The sequence below is a fragment of the Methylobacterium jeotgali genome (assembly GCF_022179345.1).
GTDB lineage: Bacteria > Pseudomonadota > Alphaproteobacteria > Rhizobiales > Beijerinckiaceae > Methylobacterium > Methylobacterium jeotgali.
In genome coordinates, this window is the sequence record NZ_BPQR01000010.1 from 63,800 (window position 1) to 82,060 (window position 18,261).

The window sequence follows — 18,261 nt, forward strand, 5'->3', positions numbered from 1 at the left end:
TATCGCATCGAAGCGGGATAGGGACAACCCGTCCCGCCCCGGATCCCAGGAGAGGGGGGCCGGAACCCGCCGGCTTGTCGTGGGACGTATCCCAGCCCACGCTTGAGCGGCCTCGGGTCGGGCGGCATGGGCACGGGTCACCGCCTGCGCCCATGCCTCTTCCTAGGTTCAGTGACCGGGGGCGGCCAGCGCAGCCCCCGGCTTGTCATGGGTGCCGAGCCGTTCGACCATCGTGGCCGTGGCCTCGTTCATGCCGATGACGTCGACCGGGATGCCGTGGTGCCGGAACTTGAGCACGACCCGGTCGAGCGCGTTGACGCTGGTGATGTCCCAGAAGTGCGCAGCCGTCAGGTCGAGCACGACGCCCCGGAGGTCCTCCTCGCGAAAGTCGAAGGCGGAGTGGAACGCCTCTGCGGTCGCGAAGAAGATCTGGCCGGTCACCTTGTAGGTGCGCGCCGCACGGGCCTCGTCGCGCGAGGACGCGACGCCGAAGAACTTGGTGACCTTGTGGGCGAAGAACAGGCCGCTGAGGATCACCCCGAACAGCACGCCCTTGGCGAGGTCGTGGGTGGCCACGACGACCACGACGGTGCCGAGCATGACGAAGCTCGACGACTTCGGATGGGTCACCAGCGTGCGGAAGGACTTCCACTGGAAGGTGTTGATCGAGACCATGATCATGACCGCGACCAGCGCCGCCATGGGAATCTGCGCGACGTAGGGGCCGAGCACGACGATCAGGAACAACAGGAACACGCCGGAGAACAGGGTCGAGAGTCGTCCCCGGCCGCCGGAGGAGACGTTGATCACCGACTGGCCGATCATGGCGCAGCCGGCCATGCCGCCGAGGAGCCCGGAGGCGATGTTGGCGACGCCCTGGCCGGCGCACTCGCGGTTCTTGTTCGAGGTCGTGTCGGTCATCTCGTCGACGATGGCCGCAGTCATCAGGCTTTCCAGGAGCCCGACCATGGTCAGCGTCAGCGACACCGGCAGGATGATGCGCAGGGTCTCCCAGGTGAACGGCACCTGCGGCAGCGCCACCCAGGGCAGCTCGCTCGGCAGCGCGCCCATGTCGCCGACCTTGTGGATGCCGAGGCCGAGGTACATCGAGACCCCGGTCAGCAGGACGATGGTGACCAACGGCGAGGGTACCGCCTTGGTGAGGTACGGCAGGCCGTAGATGATGCAGAGGCCGACCGCCGTCATCAGGTAGACGGTGGTGCCCTGGCCGATGAGTTCCGGCATCTGCGCCAGGAAGATCAGGATGGCCAGGGCGTTGACGAACCCGGTCACGACCGAGCGCGAGACGAACCGCATGAGGTTGCCGAGCCGGAGCGCGCCGGCGGCGATCTGGAGAAGGCCGGTGAGGATGGTGGCGGCGAACAGGTAGCCGACGCCATGGTCCTTCACGAGGCCGACCATCAGGAGCGCCATGGCGCCGGTCGCGGCGGAGATCATGGCGGGCCGGCCGCCCGCGAAGGCGGTGACGACGGCGATGCAGAAGGAGGCGTAGAGGCCGACCTTCGGATCGACGCCGGCGATGATGGAGAAGGCGATGGCCTCCGGGATGAGGGCGAGGGCCACGACGGCGCCCGCCAGCAACTCGCGCGTGACGTTCGGAGCCCACTCGCTCCGTAGGTGGACGAGATCCATTGTTGTGAAAGGCTTTCCTTGTCCCAGGCGCGTTCGGTACGTCGCATGGGGCGCGCAACAGGGCCGGTCGGCCTCCTCGGAGGTCCGCGACTCAGGCACCACGATTTGCGTTGTCCGGCGGATCGGCGGCCGGAAGAGCCACCCGGGCTTTCACCGGGTCCGGTCTTGTGGAGGAACCATAACCGAAGAGTTCGCTGCAGCGCAATACGGCAGCTGCGTCCGGTTCCCGTCCTGGGCGGTGGGGGGCGCGGGTGATCGTCAGAGGTCGAGGGCACCGAGGGCCGCGCCGATGGCGAGAAGACCACCGAGCACGGCCGCGAAGATCGCGCGGGCACGGTCCCAGGCGCCACCCTCGTTGTCGTTGCAGGCCGTCGGGCGCGTGCCTGATCGACGTCGCCACCTGCGGGTCGAGCAAGGCGCGTCCCGGAAGCTCGGCGGGGGGAGGCTATCGGACTGGTGGCGACACGACATAGGCGAACCGCGGAGATGTTGCTGCCTTGCTGCGGGACGGCTCCGAGATACCACATCTCCTGCCCGCAGCGGCCAGGTCCACCCGGAACACGCTGTCATCGCGCTGCCGCGACCCTCGATATTGGCCGAAGCTCCATGCCCGAAACGGATTTCAACAATCGAGATGCACGACGAGGCGTTGATCGCGAATTGGACGCCGCGGTCGGCGCCGATGACGTTCAAGGCGGCACGGTGCCGGAGGGTGGCGCGTTCTGGCCGAGGAGAACGCCATCCACCGTCTGGCCATAGAAGTCGAGCGGGTCGTCGTGATGCGCCTTCCGAGTCTCGTCGACCGAGCCTTCGAAACGTGGATCCTGCGGCCTTTCGCGGCTGTCGATAAAGGCCGCGACGGACCAAGCTTCCTCGTCCGAAAGGGTGTTGCCCTGGCCGAGCGGCATGTTCGCCTTGATGAAACCGGCGGCATTGGCGACCGAGCTCATGCCCGCTCCCCAGTTGTAGGACCGCGCCCCCCAGAGCGGCGGGAACACGGTATATCCATCCGCGGTCGCTTGGCCTTCCCCGCTGGCACCGTGGCACAAGGCGCATTTTGCGGCATAGACGTCTCGCCCGCGTGCGATGTCGAGCGAGACGGGCTGCGCTAGCTTCGGGTAACCCCGGCCCGGCGGACTCACGCCGGTCCGCGCGCCCCGTGCCAGGAAGAAGGCGTAGCTCTCCAGCGCGACCAGCACCGGATCGCCGAGCTGCGGGGCCTTACCGTTCATGCTGTAGCGGAAGCAGCCCTGAAGCCGCTCCGCGAAGGTGTTCACGTGCCGGTTCTTCGAGCGATAGGCCGGATAGTTCTCGTAAGCGGCCCAGAGCGGCGCCGAGCCGGGGAGCCTGCCGCCGTCGAGATGGCAGTTCGAACAGCGCAAGTCGTTGCCGACGAAACCGCTGGCGTGTCTCCCGGTATCTTGAAAGATGTCACTGCCCATCCGGACCATCGTCCCGAACGGACCGTCCGGGATCGCGCTCTCCGGCGGGGGCTGGACGTGCCCCGCGGCGTTCCCGGCAGGGTCGGGCCGACGCGTCTGTTCCGCTCGGCCACCGCCCGTCCCCTCGGCCTTAGGAAACCCTTGTCCGACGAGCACGATGAGGCCGAGCGAGGCCGCGCCGACGGTCCGCGTCCACCTCCTCGAAACATCTGTGCTCACCGCGGACCTCCGTTTCGCGTCGCCGGGACGGGCAAGCTCGCGTAGTAGGCGGAAACGGCGGCGGCCTCGTCGTCGGTGAGCTTTTCCGCCACGCCGGCCATGAGGCCGAGCGGATCGTTCGCCCTGGTCTTGTTCTTCCAGGCCGCGAGCTGCGCGGCGGCGTAGGCCGCAGGCTGCCCGGCGAGGGCGGGGAACACCGCACCGACGCCCTGACCGACCGGGCCGTGGCATTGTGGGCAGCCCGGCATCCCACGGGCCCAATCGCCGCTCTTTGCCAGGGCACGTCCCCTGAAGACGAGCTGCCCGTCAGGAGGCTCGCCGCCCTCCGCCTTCCAGGCTGGCAGCCCGGCGTAGTACGACGCCAGCGCCCTACGCTCGGGCTCGCTCAGGGCGCTGGCGATAGGCTGCATGACCTCGCTGGCGCGGCCAGCGCCAGCGAAGCTCGCCAGTTGGCGGAGCAGGTAATCGGCCGCCAGCCCGGACAGCCTGGGAAAGCCTGCATTCGAGTTGCCCTCTCCGTTGGCACCGTGACACGAGCCGCAGGCCGGCGCGCCGTCCGCGCTCCCGTTCGAAGCGATGCTTGCCGGGTCGAGCGCGGCCGAAGGCAGGGTTTGTAGGGTCAGGCCGAGCGCGACGGTCAGCCGAGTTGCATCGCCGGGCAGGCGCCACAGGCAAAAGCCCACCCATGAACGTTTCTGCTTCCGCTGACCGGATCGCTCCATGGGACAAGCCCACCATCAGAGACCCATGCAATTTATCGCATATGTTCCGCCAGGCAAGCTGGGGTGAAGTCGGTCGGCTGACATGAGAATGCATGCCCGGTGCCGCGATGGCCGAGTTTGTCCATACGGGGGCTAGGCTCGGCCTTGTCTGTGCGAAACGGTCAGGGGGGCGCAAGCCCCAAAGCACTGACGGGCACAGGGCTGGGCGCTGAGACCCAAGGTTCGGCCAAGAGGCTTGCAAGTCACGGGACGCGGCGCTCGGCACCGGTGCGCACCGCTCCAGTAGGGCGCTCGGGGCAGCCGCGAAGGCATCCGTGCGCCTGCCGGGCATTCGCCGCCCTGCCAAGGTTACGGCGCCGGCCCATATGCAGTCTGCCGGCGAACAGGCGGCTAGTGTGACCGGTTGAAGGCGAGCCCGTTCGATTGACGATCTCGATCGCCCCGCGCCGCAACTCGACCATACCGGCGTCCATCCACTCCCCGAGGACGCGACTGGCCACCTCGCCCACGCTTCCGAAGTCGGCGGCGGGCCGCTGGTGCGGCTTCGCGACAGTCCCCTCCCTGTCAGCCTCGATCGGCAGACCTCGCGCCAGACGCTGTTCGACAGTGGCGAAAGCGAACTGTTCGCCACGAGGGTTCGATAGGCATCGGCAGGCAGGGCGGCCAGCTCTATTCGGTCCTCGACGACGCTCTGGGCCGGGAAGCCGCCTCCCGAGGCCAGGCATTGGGCCGTGAGCACGCAGCCCCCGCGCCCCCCGCCAACCTTGTAGATCAGCTTCTCGCGGCCGGCCTCCGACATCCGGAAGACCCGCATCCGGCCGTCCATTCGCATATGGCAGTCCGCGCAGGTGCCGTTGAGTTCGCAGGCGACGGCACCTGCTTCCCGCGTTGTGATGCGGGCTGCCTCGCGTGCGAACTGAAGGTATGTGGCGCCAAACCAAGGGATGATCGGGAACGGCTCGATCCGTCGCTCGATTCGGTGCGCGCTCGACGTGCGGCTTCTCGATGCCCTGGCTCGGGATAGCGGAAATGCCCGGGTCGACCTGCAATTTCGACCCGTGTTCCGCCGGTCTCGGTGACCCCGGTCACAGACGGTACGGACGAGGGAGGATACCGTCGGGGTATCACAACGAGAATTCGCCTTGAGATCGGCCTCCAGCGCGGGGCGCGGTCCCGGCGATCCTGGATGGGAGTGAACATGCGAAGCCTCGTACCCCTCGTGCTCGTCTCCATGGCGCTGGCGGGTCCGGCGCGTGCCGAGCAGGACCTGCTGCTCGGAGCGGACATGAACACGCCTGCCATGACCCGAGCCGAGATGAGCCGAGCGGACATCGAGGCCCTGATCGCCAAGGCTGACGGAAAGCCCCTGGATCTCTCCGACAAGGCCCTCTCCGGCCTGAACCTCAAAGGCGCCAACCTGCGCACCGCGCGCCTCAACAAGGCGAACCTTCGTGGCGCCGACCTAAGCGGGGCGAACCTTGAACAAGCTTGGCTCCTCAAGGCCGACCTGTCGGGCGCCAAGCTCGTCGACGCCAAGATGTTTGGCATCACCGCACGAGAGGCGAACTTCAGCGGAGCCGACCTGAGCCGCGCCCAGCCCATCGGCGACTTCAAGGGCGCCAACATGAGCGGCGCGACGTTGGTGGACCTGAGGGGGGGCGCCGACATCAAGAACCAGTCCATGGGGCTGATGCGGGCGGTGTTCACATCCGTCAACCTTTCAGGGGCGAACCTCAAGGGAGCCAACCTGGGCCGGTCGCGTCTGGAGTACGCCAACCTCACAGACGCGGACCTCACGGACGTCGTGTTGATGGGGTCCGACCTGTCCGGCGCGAACCTGACCGGCGCAACCGTCGCGGGAGCCGACTTCAAGAGCGTCGATGTCAGCGGGACGCGCCTCCTGTCGCTCAAGGGACAGGACAAAGCCAAGGACTGGGCGTCGCGGGTGAACGCCGACCGCGCCATCACCCAGGCTTCCAACTGATACCGTCCCGTTCGTCGAGGAGCCTTCCAGCATGAAGACCCATCGTTCCCTAATCGGTCTCCTGACCCTCCTCCTTTCGCTCGGCGGTACGGCGGCATTCGCCGCGGACCCGGTTGCCTACACGTCCGCAGCCTTCGAAACGGCCCAGAAGGCTGGTAAGCCGATCCTCGTGCACGTCACCGCGCCGTGGTGCTCCACCTGCGCTGCCCAGAAACCGATCCTGGCCAAACTGGAGGCCGAGCCGCGTTTCAAGGAACTCAAGGTCTTCGAGGTCGACTTCGACAGCCGCAAGGACGTGCTCAGACGCTTCGGAGCGACAATGCAGAGCACGTTGATTACCTACAGGGGCGAGTTGGAAACCGGCCGCTCGTCGGGTGAGACGAAGCCTGAGGCGATCACGGCCCTCCTCGAAAAGGCGTTCTGAACGGGCATGCCGACCGGTTCCAGCCACGCATTTCTCCCCGGCATCCGCTCGGTACCGTCGCCTTGCGTCTTGCCGCTGCAGCCGTTGGTGCTTGAGCCGCCGCCTCGGAGGTCCGTCTCGGACCAGCGGCCCTCGCGCTTGGGCTCGCCCTGCTCGTTCCGGCGGGCCGGGCCGTCTTGCGGTGCCAGCGGGCTCCGGAAGCGACTGGTCGGAAAGCCGCTTCGGCGGCTTCCCGATCCACGGTCTCGCGTGCGGCTTGCCGTCGGCCTTCTCCCCGGAGCGGTCCGGAACCCGAACGACATCGCCGCTCGGCTCGCCGATGCGGCCCCGTCTCCATCCGGCCCGGAACGACGCTCTGAGGTCATGCCCGCCGCCCGCTGGATCGAGCGAGTTTCTATCCGATGACGAGCGATTGGCCGTCGCTACAGACGGCGAAGATCGTGGTCATGGAGGCACTGGCTTCCCGATACCACCAATAACCCTCTTCGCCGTTGTAGCCGTGGACCTGGTAGGAGGCGACGTGGGCCTCGACGAAGGCCGCTGCGGCCTCGCGGCTGGCGAACCCCTCCTTGTAGACGCCGGTCCACGATACCAGCTGTCCAGGTCCCAGAGGACGCTTGAAGCGGTGAATGCAGGCCATCGGATCCCGTCGCCTCCTCTCGTCGGACGGACCTTTCCATTCCTCGGCCACCCGTGGAAGCCGGCGTGACGTCCTACGATCCGACGGAGTGCCGCGACCGGCGCACGAAGCGGGCCAAGCGCGCGCGGATCGCCACCTGCGGGTCTGCTTGGGCGACGGTGGCGTGCGGGCCGAATTCCGCAAGGCCTTGCGCCACGGCGTCCAACGCCAGGATGAAGTCGCCCTTCCGCTTGAACGAAGCTTCCATCGCGTCGAGGACGGCCTCGATTTCAAGCGCCGGGTCGGGTCCGGACGCACGAGCGCGTAGGAGCCTGGATACCCACGAGCTGCCCCTTGCGTCAGCCCGCGTCAGGCATTCCGACAGATTCGACACCGTACGCCTGAGCGCTAGCGTTCCCGTCCCGTCCACCAACCCCACTTGGCGAAGATACGTGCCGCCTCCGGTGATGCGAGGTAGTCGGCGAACGCCTTCGCCCCCTCCTTCTCCGACCCGCGCTTTGTCACCGCGACGCCGGTGTCGCGATAGATGCGGTACTCGGGCTCTATTTCCACTTGATCGGCCACCGTCTGGTTCGCCACCTGCCATATGTTCCAGATCAACCATGCGTCGAGGTTCGTGTCGGAAAGCCAAGCCTGCTTGGCATCCGCGCTGGTCTTGGCGACGAGGGCGATGTTGCGGCGGAAGGCGCGCACGGTCTCGACGTCGCCGAGGCGCCCTGCGACATCCTCCCAGAGGCCACCCTGGCCGGACCCGTTCACGACCACGATGCGGTGCCCAGGTTTCAGCAGGTCGCGTAGACCCGTGATCCGCCCTGGATTGCCGGGCCGGACCAGGATGGCGGCGGGGCGGAGGTAGAGCGGCTGCGCCGCCTTCGAATCGATCTGGTCCGGCATCAGGGCGACGAACTCGGACATCATCGCCTCCGATCCGCTGTAGACCACGTCGGCATCCTGCTTGGCCTTGTCGATCCAGCCGGGCGTGGGGCCGGCCGTGACCTGCACGTCGATGCCGCGGGCCTTGCCGAATGTCTCCGCCGCCTCCTTGACAGCCGGCAGCGGGCCGCCGGGCCCGTAGACCCGAACCGTGTCCGGCGCGGCGCGGGCCACGCCGACGAGGGCGAACGTCATGGCCGCGGCGAGAACCTGGGCGGTACGGGGCATGGCTAATTCCGATCCGGGGTGCCGTCGGCGCTGTAGGTCTTGAAGCCGTAGCGAGTGAAGATCGCGCGGGCTTCCGCACCGCGCAGGAAGTCCAGCCAGGCACGAGCTTCCTCGGGATGGGCAGCATTCTTCACAGCGGCACCGGCGTAGACGCCCGTTTCGTTCAGGTCGGCCGGGATGTCGACGCGCTCCGTCGGCAGGTTTGCTTCGGCCTGGAACACCGCCTCCGAGAGCCATGTGACGCCGGCGTCCGCCCGCCCCTGCATCAGCCACACCGGTGTTTGCCGGTGATGCATCCGCGTGAGGGTTGTCGTGCCCTCGGCCACTTTCGTCTCGTAAACAGACCTGACGAGCTCCTCGCCGCCGGCTTTCCGAAGCGCGGCCTTGATCTGCCGTGCGACGCCCTCGAATTCTGGGTTCGGCATCGCCAACCGGAGGCCTGGCCGCGCTAGGTCTGCGAGCCCTGTCACCTTCGCCGGATTGCCCTTCGGCACCATGATTGTCAGTTGGTTTGTCACGTAGGGGATGGCGGGCCCGACCAAGTCCCCCTCGCGGACGAGCCGCTCGACCGCCCCCAGCCCGGCGAGATAGGCATCCGGCTTGGCGGTCCAAGTCATGTTGCCCACCGTGATGCGTCCGTCAGCGCGCATTTGCCTGACGAGTAAGCCCGGCGGTATGGTCTCGTAATAGATCAAGCCGACGAGTTTCGGGTGTAGAGCCTCGAAGGCGGCGACCAACGGGGCCATTGCGAAGAAATAGTTGCCGCCGACGTAGAGGATCAGTCGGGCGTTCGTAAGGTCGCCGTGGAAGTCCGCTAGATTGTCCGCCTCGTGGACCGTGAACTCCAGGCCCTTATCGCGAGCCGGGGCGTTGGCGCCCCCCTGCCAGGGTGGGAATGTGCGGTCGGCGTCACGCCGCGGGTCCGCACCGGCCGGTGGAGCGGCGAGCAGGGCGAGGCAGGAGAGGACGGCGGGAAGCGGGCGGGACATCTGGCGCTCCTATGGATGGATGTAGGTGAAGCCCAAGCCCTGGAGCCGGGCGAGTTCGGCGACCCCGCTCGGCACGATGTCTTCCTCCTTGACGCCATAGAGCCCGTGCCAGTCGATCTTCCGCTCTGTCAGGGTGTTGTTGCAGATCAGGAATCGGACGCCCATGCCCTTGAGGGCCTCGATGCGTCCAGCGAGGTCGCGGTCTTCCTTCGCCATCTGGAACAGGACCAAGCCGTCGCCGTGGTCGACGACGCGGATCTCCACCTTGTCCCTGCCGAGCGCCTCGACGTGGTTGCGGATGTTGCCGAGCAGGCGTTTGAAGTAGGCCCCGTTGTCCGGCGGCGCGCCGTCGTTGTGGTAGACCACCTTCTGCGGGGTGTAATAGCCGGGTGCCGCCTCCCCGGCCGCGAGGGCGTTCCCGAGGCCGAGTCCCAGCATGAGCAGTACGGCCGTCAAGAGGCGGGACGGGATCATGGTGACCTCCGGATGCGTGTCTCGGGCTAGCCGGAATGGCCGCCTTGGAAAGGGAAAGGGTCAATCAGACGCGGAGGTAGCTCCAGCCTGCCTCCTGCAGCGCGACGAGCCGTACGGCACCGGCGCGGACCACGCCCACGCCCGGCAACAATTCCAGCTTTCGCCCTTCCGCGTGCTCCATCGCCGCGATGGTGTTGCCGCAGGCCGAGAGGACGATGCCCGGCACGCTTTCCGTCACCGAGTGGATGCGCGCCTTGGCCGGCGAGGTGTCGGCCCGGACCATGTGCAGTCCGGGGCCGTAGGCGACGATCTCGACCTCGACTTCCTCCGCGGCCTCGCCGTACTCGCGGGCGAGGTTCACGGCATTGCTGAGGGCGAGATCGAACACGCCGGCATCGTTCGTGCTCACCTGCATCGCGACCCGATGCGTCTTCGCAGCGGTCTCCGCGGCCTTCGCCCGCGTGACCGCGAGGCCGGCCACGAGCGCCGCGATGCCTGAAACGCCCCTGCGCGACACCACCATGACCGTCCCTCCCGGTTCCGAGTTTCCCTCGGTCGTCCGCCCCCGCCTGCGGGCCGCGCCTTAAGCGGGCCTTAACGCGCGGCCCGTGGCCGTACGGCTCATGCCGGCACGAACCGATAGGCGTCCCCGGACCGCTCGACGCGACCTACGCCCGAGCCTGGCAAGTGGAAGCCGACGAGCGTCACCCGCTCGTTGGCCAATCGGTCGAGCAGGGCGAGGCGGGTGCGGATCGCGAGGTCGCGGTCGAGATCGCTCCCGAAGGCCCATGCGGGGCGACGGAAGGAGGCTACGGCGTGGCTTAGGGCATCCCCACCGATGAGGAGCTGCTCCCTGCCGGCCTCGACGAGGACGGAGGCATGGCCGGGCGTATGCCCCGGCGTCGCCACGTAGGTGAGGCCGGGCGCGACCGCCTCGCCGGGCTTGCGGCGCTCGACCTTGGCTTCGAGGCGCCTCAGGGTCCGCCGGGAGCCGACGGCGAAGCCCTTCAGCCAATCCGGCACCAGGGTCTCGACGTCGTCGCGTGTCCAGAAGTCCCATTCCGCTGTTGGCACGACGTAGCGGGCGTTTGGGAAACGCTCGCTGTCGTCGAAGTCGTCGATGGCGCCCCAGAGATGGTCCGGGTGGGCGTGCGTGAACACGATGCGGGTGACCGCCTCGCGCCCAACGTTCCTGCCCTCCAGGGTATCCCCGAGCTTCCCCGCCGTCGGCTGGAACGAATTCCCCGAGCCCGCATCGATCAGGATGACCTCCCCGCCGACACGCACGAGGCTCGCGTTGGTTGGGATCGGGCTCCCTTCCGCCGGTTGTCCCTCGGCGCTGAACACCGCATCGACCTCCGCGCGCGGCACGTCGGGGAGCATGAAGGCAAGGGAGGACGACAGCGTGCCGTCACTCGCCGTCTCCACGGTTGCGTCGCCGACCTTGAGCGGCGCCGTGGGGCTGGCCACCGCCGGCCCGACCGGCCAAGCGGGGGCCAGCAGCGCCGCCACGCCGGCCAAGACGGTTCTCCGGTCGCAACTCCCGGGGAACGATTTCCGCCAAGCCGCCTCGTGGAACTCGCTCATCGATACATCTCCGCATCCCAGCAGGACACTATTGGACCGGAGGCGATTTCTTCTCGGAATCGGGCGCCTTGTCGGGTGTCACGTCGAGGATGCGGGCGCGCCCCGTGATCATCGCTTCCTTCGGCAAGCAGTTCGACATACAGGGCTTGGCCGTCCAGAACTCCTTCTCCGCGGTCTCGCGGTCGTCCATGAAGAAGTTCTTCTCGTTCGGCAGCCGGATCGTGGCGAGGTTCTTCTCGTTCACCTCGAAGTCCTGGTCCTTCAGGATGTCGTTGAGGTAGAGAAGGTAGGCGGTGACAGAGTAGGTCTCGTCCGGGGTGAGGGTCTGGGCAGCGCCGAAGGGCATCGCCCGATGCACGAAGTCGAACACCGTCGAGACGTAGGGCCAGTAGGAGCCGACGGTCTTGACGGGGCTTTCCGACTTGATCGTGCCGGCCCCGCCGGCGAGCTCGGGCCAGCGGCCGGCCCCCTCGCCGAACTCGCCGTGACAGCTGGCGCAGCGCTCCTGGAAGATCGTCTCGCCGAGTGCGGCCGTACCCTTGCCGACCGGAAGGCCCTTGCCGTCCGGACGCACATCGATGTCCCAGCCCTTGATCTCCTCGGGCGTCGCGACACGCCCGATGTTCAGGCGCTCGGCGACCGCCGGAGAGGCTGTGAGGAAGAGGGCCGCGAGAGCGGCCCCGATGCCGTTACGCGACCTCGACATTCTCGATCTCCCCGTTCGGCAGCACGTGCCAGGTCTGGATGCCGTTGTTGTGGTAGATCGAGTTGAGCCCGCGGTGCTGTCGCAGAGCCGCCTTGGTCGGCTGGACGTAGCCGGTTTCGTCGAGCGCCCGCGATTGCAACAGCAGCGGGTCCCCGTTCCAGTCGAACTCGTAGTAGAAGCGCGTCAGCGCCTTATCGAGGACAGGGCCGTCGAGGCGGGCGGCGCGCCAGTTGCGCCCGCCGTCGAGTGACACGTCCACGCCCTTGATCGTGCCGCGGCCGGACCAGGCAAGCCCGGAGAGCACCGTGAAGCCCTTGTGGTGGATAGGCGCCTGCGGACTCGGATTGGTGATGACGGACTTGGCGTCCATCGCCCAGGTGAACCGCCTCGCCTGCCCGTCCGGCATCAGCGCGGTATATTTCGAGGTCTCCTCGCGGGTGTGCCAGGGCTCGTCGCCGACCTTGATCCGGCGCAGCCACTTCACCCACATGTTGCCCTGCCAGCCGGGCAGGACGAGTCGCAGCGGATAGCCGTGCTCGGGATAGAGTGCCTCGCCGTTCATGGCGTAGGCGACGATGGCGTCGTCGAGCGCCTTCTCGATGGGCACCGAGCGCGTCATCGCCGCGGCGTCGGCGCCCTCGGGCAGCAGCCACTTGGCGTTCGTCTTGAGGCCGGCCTCCTCCAAGAGGCGCCTCAGCGGCACGCCGGTGTACATCACGCAGTGGACCATGCCATGCGTGAACTGGCAGCCGTTGAGTTGGGCGCCCTTCCACTCCATGCCGGAATTGGCCGCGCATTCTAGGAAGGCGATCCGGTTGACCCGGGGGAAGCGCTTCACGTCCTCCAGCGTCAGCATCAGCGGCTTCTCGACGAGGCCGTGGATCATCAGCCTGTGCTCGGCCGGGTCGATCTCGGCGATGCCGCCATGATGGCGCTCGAAGCCGAGGCCGTTCGGGGTGATGATGCCCTCCAACTGATGCAGGGGCGTGAAGCTGACGGAACTCTGGCGCGAGGCTGTCAGCCACTCGACATCACGCCGGATCACGTCCGCCTCGAACTTCGACGGGCGGCCGTAGGGGCGGCTGACGACGCCTTCGCCGAGCGCCTGCGACCATTCGGGCACGTTGGGCGGCAGGTTCTTCGCGTCCGGCGTCTCGGCGGCGGCCCGGCCCGTGAAACCGCCGGCCCCGACTGCGCCGCCGAGCGCCAGGCCGGTGCGCAGGAAGGAACGGCGTGAGGTAGGGCTCGATGGACCGAGGTGGCGCTTCGGTTCAGACATGGGTCTCTCCGAACTGTTTCATATATTCAGATACGTGAATGAATAAGGCGCGATCAAGCGCCGCGGACCGTGACCTGCGCAGGCGTCGGGTTTACCGTGCCCTTTCTCCGGACATGCGTGGCCACGACGTCCCAGATCGGTGGCCCCTCGGTGCCTTCGTTGACGCTGGCCCAGCCGGCCACCGTGTAGGAGGCTCCGGCTTCGATGGGCTTGCCGGTGCGCAGTAGGGTCAAGTCGGACACGCGGCTGCCGGCCGGCCGGGCCACGTCGATGGCGTAGGAGACGCCCCCGACCCGCACCATGTCGCCGCCCTGCTGATAGTAGGGGTCGGCGTTGAAGAGGTTGTCGGCCACATCCTCCAGCACCTCCTTGAGCCGGGTACCCGTCATGGTCATGCGATAGGCTGCCGGGTAAGTGATGGCGGTGGCGTTGTAGACGTCCTCGCGGGTGATCGGCTGGCCCGGCAGCAGGGTCGTGCCCCAGCGGAAGCCGGGGGAGAGCGCGATCTCCGCCTCGCGCTCGGCGAGCAGCGCGTCGCAGATCATGTCGTCGAGGGTGCCGTTGAAGTTGCTACGGCGGTAGAGCAGTCCCTCGGTCCGACCGAGTTCCTCCTTCAGCATCGCCTCGTGGGGCTCTCGGATCGATCCGATCTTCTCGGCCATCGCCTTCTGCGGCGCGATGACGTCGGAGAAGATCGGAATCAGCTTCGAGCGGAACCCCTTCACGGCGCCGTCCCTCACGTCGAGATCGACGCGGGTGAGGAACTTGCCGTGGCTGCCCGACGCGATGAGCAGGGTCTGGCCGACCTTCACGGCCTGCGGCAGCGCGTCGTGGGTGTGGCCGGTGAGGACGACGTCGATCCCCTTCACCCGCGAGGCGAGCTTTCGGTCGACGTCGAAGCCGTTGTGGGAGAGCAGCACGACGAGGTCGGCGCCGTCCTTTCGGGCCTTGTCGACGCTCGCCTGCACCTCCTCCTCGCGGATGCCGAAGGACCAGTTCGGGATCATCCAGCGCGGGTTGGCGATCGGCGTGTAGGGGAAGGCCTGCCCGATCACCGCGACCTTCGCGCCGCCGCGCTCGAACATCTTCATGGCCTCGAAGGCCGGCTCGTTCCATTCGGCGTCGCGGACGTTCTGGCCCAGGAAGGGGCAGCCGAGCCCGTCCACGAGCTCCTTGACCCGCTCGGTGCCGAGGGTGAACTCCCAGTGGCCGGTCATGGCGTCGGGCTTCAGCAGCGCCATGCAATCGACCATGTCCTGGCCCTTGCTCACCAACGAGGTGTAGCTGTTCTGCCAGGTGTCGCCGCCGTCGAGGAACAGCACCTTATCGCCGCGCTCTGCGCGGATCGCGTCGAGCACCGTGGCGATGCGGTCGAGGCCGCCCATGCGGCCGTAGCCGCGGGCAAGCGCGACGTAGTCCTCGGGCGTGAGCGCGTAGGCGAGCGGGGAGCCGCCCGGAATGCCGTAGAGGTCGAGGTAGGCGCGCCCCGTGACGTGTGGGACCTGCCCCCGCGCCTCGCCGACGCCGAGATTGGTCGAGGGCTCGCGAAAAAGCACTGGCAGAAGCTGCGCGTGGATGTCCGTCAGGTGGACCAGGGTGACGTTTCCCATGGGCTCGAAGGCCAGGAGGTCGTCCTGGGTCAGGCGCTGCTGGGCGAAGGCACGCGCCCAGCCGGTCGGCACCAGGGCCGCGGTGGCGGCGGCGATCTGCAGGAAGTCGCGGCGTGAGGTCATCGTAGGTTCCGACGCTCAGTTGCGGACGGCCGGCGTCTCGACCGGCAAGCCGAGGCCACGCCAGGCGACGTAGGTCTCCAGCGCGATGAACTCGTCGGAGAGCGGCTTGTAGGGAGTGGCCCGGACGTCCTGCATGCAGCCCTCCATGCGCTCGTGGAGCGGCACCAGGCGCTGGTCGCGCAGGCGGTAGACGGGGAAGCCGTTGCTCTGTCCCTGGCTGAGGAAGTCGGCGCGCAGATACTTGCCGTGGTTCGACTGGTGACAGCTCGCGCAGGCAAGGTCGAGCTGGCCGTTGCGCTGGTAGTAGAGAGCTTTGCCTCGCTCGAATCAGGGCGTCATCGGCCCGTCGACCTTCACGGCGACCGGCATGCCGCGGGACTGGTTGCGAATGTAGGTCGTCATCGCGGTGAGTTCCGGCGAGCCGAAGGCCCAGGGCTCGGCCTTCAGCGCGCCGCTGCGGCAGATGTTGATCCGCTGCTCCAGGTTGACCGGCTTGGCCAACTTCTCGTTCCACTTAGGGTACGCGGCGGCAATGCCCTTCATGGTGGACGCGGCATCGTTGTGGCAGCTCGCGCAGGACTTCCCAGCCGCGCCGTCGACCTTCGACCAGAGCTCTTCGCCCTGCTCCACGGCGAGGAAGCCCGGGTTGTTGAAGTCGTCGGCCTGCATGGCCTGCGTCTCCTTCGAGCGGAAATACAGGCCCGAAACGACCTCCTCGAAGGGGGAGTCGGGGCTCTGCGGCTTGATACCGTGCTCCTGCCAGGCCGGGCGCTCGGACGTCTCCTGCACACGCGGCGTGGACGAGGACGTGTCCTGCGCGCGCGGTGAGACCGCAAGGGCGAGGGTCGCAACGGCGGCGAACGCCAGAGGATAGCGGACTGACGGCATGGGAGCTCCGGCTCGGCGTAGGGAGACGCCCCGGGGCGGGATGCCCCGGGAGGGCGTCAGGCAACCTTGATCTGCTCGGTGGCCTGTATCTTCGACCCGTCGTCATCGACCCATGTGAAGGTCAGCGTACCAGATTCCTCGGGCTTTAGCTTGAATTGGAAATACGGATTGGCTGAAACGGCACTTTCGAGTTCTGCGCTGAAGATCGTCTTGCCGTTCAGGTCGCAGGTGAACTTGTTCAGGATCTTGCGCGGGATTGTCTTGCCGTCCTTGTCCTTGCGCTGGCCGGATTCCATTGTGTGGGATACCAGGGTCTTAACCTCGATGACGCCACCCTTGGCGACTTCCTTCTTGTCCAGTTTGATCCGCGGTTTCACGTCGGCCATGTCGTCCTCCGGGTCCTGTCCTGATGGGCTTCGTCCAGGCGCTAGCCGCCGCAGCCGCCGATGGTGACCTTCACCTGCCTCACGTCGCTGAAGACCGAGCCATCGTTCATGCGGGCGACGGCGATGACGTTTTGGGTCTCGGCCAGACGGATGCGCGTGTTGGCCTCGGGGACGCTCGACGGGGTGAAGTGGAAGCTGACGACGCCGGGGTTCGGGTTGCCCTCGGCGACGATCATCACCTCCTCGACGTAGCTGTCCGGCGTCATCGGCGCATCGACGCTGACCGTCATCGGGACGGTGTTGCCGTTCTCGGCGATCTCGGGAAGTTCGAGCTTCACCTTGCCTTTGGCCGGCTCCTTGCCGCGCGTGAATGCCTTGATCGCCTCGTCGGTGTTGTTCTTCGCCGCGCGCGCGGGGCCGGCGCGCAAGGAGAGCGTCGTCGCCACCACGGCGCCAGTGCCGAGCGTCAGGGCTTGGCGGCGGTTCAGGGAATGTCTCATCGGAAGCGGCTCCTTCGCGGCTCGCTATGTCACTTCAGGGTGGCGAGGTAGGCGACCACGTCCTCGACCTGCTGGGCGGTCAGGATCGGCTTGCCTTGGAACTCCGGGCGGACGCGGCTGAGGCCGTCGACCCGGTAGAAGGCCGGCATCACCGTGGCGTCGGTGAAGACATGCTTCGGGTTGACCACGATCATGCGCAGATGCGCCGCATCCCACCGGCCCGCGACGCCGTCGAGGGAGGGACCGACTTCACCGTGGAAGGATTCGGTCTTCAGCGACGAGATCTGGTGGCAGCCGAGGCAGTTGCCCTGACGGCGGTTCGCCACGACCTTGGCGCCGGCGGAGGCGTCGCCCGGCTTATCGGTCAACGGATCCGGGATGGCGTCCGTGCCATCGAGTGCCACGATCCGGAAGGTGGCGAGCCCACCCGGGGCGGTCTCGGCTCCGGCGGCGGTCGCGAGGACGCATAGCCCTGCGAGCGCATAGGCGGTGATCGGCCCACGCATCTGGCGTTTCCTCCGTGCGCCGTCTCTGCGGCTTTCGCGACCGTTTTCCGGCCGCACGCAACGCCTGTGGGTCGCAACCCATCGACATATGCGAATTATTGCAAGTTTGACCCGGATCGCGTTTGAGTCAAGTCGAAATCTTTCCTGAGGGGCGGCCGTCCGGCTTGCCTTGCTAGCCCTTCTGCCCCGGCCCCGGGGAGCGCAGGTATTCGCGCAGGCTCATCCGCTCGTATCCGCGCTCGGACACGAAGGCGAAGGAACGGCGGAAATCCTCGGGTGCGACAAAGCCCTGGATGCGCAGGACCTCGCGCTCCCGGGGCCGCTTGCCCGCCAAGGCTGCTCCCTCGTCCGGGAAGAATTGGAGGGTCGGCGTGAAGCGGACGCCGTACTTCTCCGCGAAGCGCTTCTCGGACAGGCGCTCCCCGTCGAAGTCCGTCACCTCCCGCGCGCCGATGATGTTGAGTTGCAGGATCTCGAACCGGTCGCGGACGAAGGCACTCGTGCCCGGGTCGGCGAAGTTCACGAGGTGCATCTCCTTGCAGTAGGGGCACCCCTTGAGCTCCCAAAGCACGGCGAGGCGCTTGCCTCGCTCGTGCGTCGCCTTCAGATCGTCGGGGAGATCGAGGAAGCTTTCGAGGAACCAAGGCTGCCGGTACAGGCCGTCGTCGCCCAGGACCGGCTCGGCCCCGGCACGCCGGGGCAAACCGAGCGTCAGGACGCCCGCGAGGAACCGGCGCCGGGTGGACATGGCGTTTCCTCCAAATATTCTGCTTCGTGCATGTGTAGGGCGCTTCGTCGGCGTCTGGCAATCCAGGGAGCGCGGTCCGTGCACGAACGACGTCTACCAACCGCGCTTCGCCGAGCCTGCCTCTGCGCCCTTCTGGTCGCCGCGTTCGGTCCGGCGCCGCACGCCGGAGAGACGCCTGGTTCAGACCTCGGGACGGTCCTGGACCGTCTGCAGGGTGAAC

General features: G+C 67.4%; 19 protein-coding genes, 1 pseudogene and 1 other annotated feature. Of the genes and pseudogenes, 2 read left to right on the plus strand and 18 right to left on the minus strand.

The genetic code is table 11. The features are described from left to right. Positions 1 to 168 precede the first annotated feature (168 nt). The 3 genes from MFF04_RS03050 to MFF04_RS03060 form a co-directional block, all read right to left on the minus strand. Positions 169 to 1,653, minus strand: a complete 1,485-nt coding sequence (locus tag MFF04_RS03050; RefSeq protein WP_238273992.1) for a SulP family inorganic anion transporter — start codon at positions 1,651 to 1,653, stop codon at positions 169 to 171. A 108-nt stretch (positions 1,654 to 1,761) separates the two neighbouring features. Next, positions 1,762 to 1,817 (minus strand) — a sequence feature (sul1 is cis-regulatory element that is thought to sense ions involved in sulfur or methionine metabolism; They are found in Alphaproteobacteria). Positions 1,818 to 2,342: 525 nt separating this feature from the next. Beyond that, a complete protein-coding gene (locus MFF04_RS03055) occupies positions 2,343 to 3,095 on the minus strand; it encodes a c-type cytochrome (protein WP_238273993.1) in 753 nt (250 codons plus the stop codon). Between the two features lie 215 nt (positions 3,096 to 3,310). Next, entirely contained in the window at positions 3,311 to 4,036 is a 726-nt protein-coding gene (locus tag MFF04_RS03060) for a c-type cytochrome (protein ID WP_238273994.1), read from the minus strand. A 1,198-nt stretch (positions 4,037 to 5,234) separates the two neighbouring features. On the opposite strand from MFF04_RS03060, the gene MFF04_RS03065 reads away from it, so the two are divergent. Both MFF04_RS03065 and MFF04_RS03070 read left to right on the plus strand, forming a co-directional pair. Next, positions 5,235 to 6,020: a pentapeptide repeat-containing protein gene (locus MFF04_RS03065; RefSeq protein WP_238274081.1), complete on the plus strand. Its 786-nt coding sequence runs from the start codon at positions 5,235 to 5,237 to the stop codon at positions 6,018 to 6,020. Between the two features lie 31 nt (positions 6,021 to 6,051). Next, positions 6,052 to 6,444, plus strand: a complete 393-nt coding sequence (locus MFF04_RS03070) for a thioredoxin family protein (protein WP_238273995.1) — start codon at positions 6,052 to 6,054, stop codon at positions 6,442 to 6,444. 394 nt (positions 6,445 to 6,838) lie between these two features. Here MFF04_RS03070 and MFF04_RS03075 read toward each other — a convergent pair whose 3' ends face one another. The 15 genes and pseudogenes from MFF04_RS03075 to MFF04_RS03145 form a co-directional block, all read right to left on the minus strand. Further along, the gene (locus tag MFF04_RS03075; RefSeq protein ID WP_238273996.1) at positions 6,839 to 7,084 is read right to left on the minus strand and encodes a hypothetical protein; all 246 of its coding nucleotides are present in this window, start codon (positions 7,082 to 7,084) and stop codon (positions 6,839 to 6,841) included. Positions 7,085 to 7,157: 73 nt separating this feature from the next. Continuing rightward, positions 7,158 to 7,331 (minus strand): hypothetical protein, encoded by a 174-nt coding sequence (locus MFF04_RS03080; protein WP_238273997.1) that lies wholly within the window; start codon positions 7,329 to 7,331, stop codon positions 7,158 to 7,160. Between the two features lie 140 nt (positions 7,332 to 7,471). Beyond that, complete coding sequence (locus tag MFF04_RS03085; RefSeq protein WP_238273998.1) at positions 7,472 to 8,245, minus strand: extracellular solute-binding protein; 774 nt, start codon at positions 8,243 to 8,245, stop codon at positions 7,472 to 7,474. A 2-nt stretch (positions 8,246 to 8,247) separates the two neighbouring features. Continuing rightward, the gene (locus MFF04_RS03090; RefSeq protein WP_238273999.1) at positions 8,248 to 9,234 is read right to left on the minus strand and encodes a substrate-binding domain-containing protein; all 987 of its coding nucleotides are present in this window, start codon (positions 9,232 to 9,234) and stop codon (positions 8,248 to 8,250) included. 9 nt (positions 9,235 to 9,243) lie between these two features. Continuing rightward, positions 9,244 to 9,708 (minus strand): DsrE family protein, encoded by a 465-nt coding sequence (locus MFF04_RS03095; protein ID WP_238274000.1) that lies wholly within the window; start codon positions 9,706 to 9,708, stop codon positions 9,244 to 9,246. A gap of 64 nt (positions 9,709 to 9,772) precedes the next feature. After that, positions 9,773 to 10,231: a DsrE family protein gene (locus MFF04_RS03100; protein ID WP_238274001.1), complete on the minus strand. Its 459-nt coding sequence runs from the start codon at positions 10,229 to 10,231 to the stop codon at positions 9,773 to 9,775. 98 nt (positions 10,232 to 10,329) lie between these two features. Continuing rightward, the gene (locus MFF04_RS03105; RefSeq protein WP_306308040.1) at positions 10,330 to 11,295 is read right to left on the minus strand and encodes an MBL fold metallo-hydrolase; all 966 of its coding nucleotides are present in this window, start codon (positions 11,293 to 11,295) and stop codon (positions 10,330 to 10,332) included. Positions 11,296 to 11,323: 28 nt separating this feature from the next. Beyond that, a complete protein-coding gene (locus MFF04_RS03110; RefSeq protein ID WP_238274002.1) occupies positions 11,324 to 12,001 on the minus strand; it encodes a c-type cytochrome in 678 nt (225 codons plus the stop codon). Next, positions 11,985 to 13,280: a sulfite dehydrogenase gene (soxC, locus tag MFF04_RS03115; RefSeq protein ID WP_238274003.1), complete on the minus strand. Its 1,296-nt coding sequence runs from the start codon at positions 13,278 to 13,280 to the stop codon at positions 11,985 to 11,987. The genes MFF04_RS03110 and soxC overlap by 17 nt, the downstream gene beginning before the upstream one ends. A gap of 53 nt (positions 13,281 to 13,333) precedes the next feature. Continuing rightward, the gene (gene soxB, locus MFF04_RS03120; RefSeq protein ID WP_238274004.1) at positions 13,334 to 15,013 is read right to left on the minus strand and encodes a thiosulfohydrolase SoxB; all 1,680 of its coding nucleotides are present in this window, start codon (positions 15,011 to 15,013) and stop codon (positions 13,334 to 13,336) included. A gap of 15 nt (positions 15,014 to 15,028) precedes the next feature. Continuing rightward, a pseudogene (gene soxA, locus MFF04_RS03125) lies at positions 15,029 to 15,901 on the minus strand (sulfur oxidation c-type cytochrome SoxA). A gap of 56 nt (positions 15,902 to 15,957) precedes the next feature. Further along, positions 15,958 to 16,287, minus strand: a complete 330-nt coding sequence (gene soxZ, locus MFF04_RS03130; protein WP_238274005.1) for a thiosulfate oxidation carrier complex protein SoxZ — start codon at positions 16,285 to 16,287, stop codon at positions 15,958 to 15,960. 41 nt (positions 16,288 to 16,328) lie between these two features. Further along, positions 16,329 to 16,787, minus strand: a complete 459-nt coding sequence (soxY, locus tag MFF04_RS03135) for a thiosulfate oxidation carrier protein SoxY (RefSeq protein ID WP_238274006.1) — start codon at positions 16,785 to 16,787, stop codon at positions 16,329 to 16,331. A 29-nt stretch (positions 16,788 to 16,816) separates the two neighbouring features. After that, the gene (gene soxX / locus MFF04_RS03140; RefSeq protein ID WP_238274007.1) at positions 16,817 to 17,293 is read right to left on the minus strand and encodes a sulfur oxidation c-type cytochrome SoxX; all 477 of its coding nucleotides are present in this window, start codon (positions 17,291 to 17,293) and stop codon (positions 16,817 to 16,819) included. A 172-nt stretch (positions 17,294 to 17,465) separates the two neighbouring features. Beyond that, positions 17,466 to 18,041: a thioredoxin family protein gene (locus tag MFF04_RS03145; RefSeq protein ID WP_238274008.1), complete on the minus strand. Its 576-nt coding sequence runs from the start codon at positions 18,039 to 18,041 to the stop codon at positions 17,466 to 17,468. Positions 18,042 to 18,261: the final 220 nt, after the last annotated feature.

Coding starts and splice junctions, on each gene's coding strand:
- MFF04_RS03050 (WP_238273992.1), bottom strand. CDS start 1,653: ATGGATCTCGTCCACCTACGGAGCGAGTGGGCTCCGAACGTCACGCGC.
- MFF04_RS03055 (WP_238273993.1), bottom strand. CDS start 3,095: ATGGGCAGTGACATCTTTCAAGATACCGGGAGACACGCCAGCGGTTTC.
- MFF04_RS03060 (WP_238273994.1), bottom strand. CDS start 4,036: ATGGAGCGATCCGGTCAGCGGAAGCAGAAACGTTCATGGGTGGGCTTT.
- MFF04_RS03065 (WP_238274081.1), top strand. CDS start 5,235: ATGCGAAGCCTCGTACCCCTCGTGCTCGTCTCCATGGCGCTGGCGGGT.
- MFF04_RS03070 (WP_238273995.1), top strand. CDS start 6,052: ATGAAGACCCATCGTTCCCTAATCGGTCTCCTGACCCTCCTCCTTTCG.
- MFF04_RS03075 (WP_238273996.1), bottom strand. CDS start 7,084: ATGGCCTGCATTCACCGCTTCAAGCGTCCTCTGGGACCTGGACAGCTG.
- MFF04_RS03080 (WP_238273997.1), bottom strand. CDS start 7,331: ATGGAAGCTTCGTTCAAGCGGAAGGGCGACTTCATCCTGGCGTTGGAC.
- MFF04_RS03085 (WP_238273998.1), bottom strand. CDS start 8,245: ATGCCCCGTACCGCCCAGGTTCTCGCCGCGGCCATGACGTTCGCCCTC.
- MFF04_RS03090 (WP_238273999.1), bottom strand. CDS start 9,234: ATGTCCCGCCCGCTTCCCGCCGTCCTCTCCTGCCTCGCCCTGCTCGCC.
- MFF04_RS03095 (WP_238274000.1), bottom strand. CDS start 9,708: ATGATCCCGTCCCGCCTCTTGACGGCCGTACTGCTCATGCTGGGACTC.
- MFF04_RS03100 (WP_238274001.1), bottom strand. CDS start 10,231: ATGGTGGTGTCGCGCAGGGGCGTTTCAGGCATCGCGGCGCTCGTGGCC.
- MFF04_RS03105 (WP_306308040.1), bottom strand. CDS start 11,295: ATGAGCGAGTTCCACGAGGCGGCTTGGCGGAAATCGTTCCCCGGGAGT.
- MFF04_RS03110 (WP_238274002.1), bottom strand. CDS start 12,001: ATGTCGAGGTCGCGTAACGGCATCGGGGCCGCTCTCGCGGCCCTCTTC.
- soxC (WP_238274003.1), bottom strand. CDS start 13,280: ATGTCTGAACCGAAGCGCCACCTCGGTCCATCGAGCCCTACCTCACGC.
- soxB (WP_238274004.1), bottom strand. CDS start 15,013: ATGACCTCACGCCGCGACTTCCTGCAGATCGCCGCCGCCACCGCGGCC.
- soxZ (WP_238274005.1), bottom strand. CDS start 16,287: ATGGCCGACGTGAAACCGCGGATCAAACTGGACAAGAAGGAAGTCGCC.
- soxY (WP_238274006.1), bottom strand. CDS start 16,787: ATGAGACATTCCCTGAACCGCCGCCAAGCCCTGACGCTCGGCACTGGC.
- soxX (WP_238274007.1), bottom strand. CDS start 17,293: ATGCGTGGGCCGATCACCGCCTATGCGCTCGCAGGGCTATGCGTCCTC.
- MFF04_RS03145 (WP_238274008.1), bottom strand. CDS start 18,041: ATGTCCACCCGGCGCCGGTTCCTCGCGGGCGTCCTGACGCTCGGTTTG.